The 1270-nt window shown below is 68.5% G+C and carries 1 protein-coding gene and 1 pseudogene; one reads left to right on the top strand and one right to left on the bottom strand.

Annotated elements, in window-relative coordinates; all coding sequences use genetic code 11:
- Positions 1 to 342, bottom strand: a pseudogene (locus I5G_RS06995) (ATP-dependent DNA ligase); the annotation flags it as partial.
- Between the two features lie 175 nt (positions 343 to 517).
- Here I5G_RS06995 and I5G_RS06990 point away from each other — a divergent pair.
- A partial coding sequence (locus I5G_RS06990) for a Ku protein (protein ID WP_022878418.1) occupies positions 518 to 1270 on the top strand: 753 nt, incomplete at its 3' end.

Genomic DNA, 1270 nt, shown 5'->3' with positions numbered 1-1270 from the left:
CGACCTGCGCGAGGTACCCAGCGCCGGGACGTCCTCGACGAGCGGGTAGTCCTTGACGCCCGACGAATGGTCGATCGGATGCCGTGGCATCCAGGCCGGAGCTCCGGGCTCGAGCGCTTTCGCGAAGAAGGGTTCGCCCGGCTCCGCCGCGGTCCCCACCCCGTCGGGCCAGCGCTTCCGCGTCACGGGACGCCCGCGGACGTGGGGGAGCAGCCGCGGAGCGATGCGGCTGTAGTAGTCGATGACCTCGCCCTTGGTGGTCCCCGTCTCGGGGTACAGCACCTTGTCGAGGTTGGACAGGCGCAGCCGACGGCCGTCGATCCGCACCGTCTGCTCCGCCATCGCCCCAGCGTAGAGCGGCGGAGCCGACGGATGCCGCGGGGTTGCGCGCACGACTCCTGCACAACTCCGCCGGTCGGCCTGTCTCCGTCCGATGAGCCCATCCGTGCAGGAGTTGTGCGCCTCCACGAGCGCAAGGGTCTCGGCATCCGAGGTGCCGGGGGTGTTCACTGGACGCATGCGATCGATCTGGAAAGGCGCACTGACCTTCGGTCTGGTCAACGTGCCCGTCAAGGTGTACTCGGCGACCGAGGACCACGACGTCCCGCTGCACCAGGTGCACAACAAGGACGGCGGGCGCATCCGCTACCAGCGCATCTGCGAGGTCGACGGCGAGGTCGTCCCGTATCAGGACATCGACCGCGCCTACGACGACGGAGAGCAGACGGTCGTGCTGACCAAGGACGACCTCGCGTCGCTCCCGAGCGAGCGCAGCCGCGAGATCGAGGTGGTCGAGTTCGTCCCGAGCGACCAGGTCGACCTGCTCACGCTCGACAAGGCGTACTACCTCGAACCCGACTCGACGTCGCCGAAGGCCTACGTGCTGCTGCGGAAGACGCTCGAGCAGACCGACCGCACCGCGATCGTGCGGTTCTCGCTGCGGCAGAAGACGCGACTTGCGGCGCTCCGCACCCGCGGTGACGTGCTCGTGCTGCAGACGCTGCTGTGGGCCGACGAGGTGCGCGCGGCGGAGTTCCCCTCGCTCGACGAGGACGTCCGCATCTCGGCGAAGGAGCTGGAGATGTCGGCCTCCCTCGTCGAGAGCTTCTCGAAGGACTTCGACCCCGACGAGTTCGGCGACGAGTATCAGCGCGAGCTGCGCACGCTCATCGACGCCAAGCTCGAGCAGGGCGACGCCATCGACACGGCCGCCACCTTCGGAGAACAGGATGCCGATGACGACGGCGGCGAGGTCATCGACCTGATGGAG

The sequence above is a fragment of the Microbacterium sp. B19 genome (assembly GCF_000333395.1).
In the GTDB taxonomy this organism is placed as follows: Bacteria; Actinomycetota; Actinomycetes; order Actinomycetales; family Microbacteriaceae; genus Microbacterium.
This window is presented reverse-complemented; position numbering and strand designations above follow the sequence as displayed.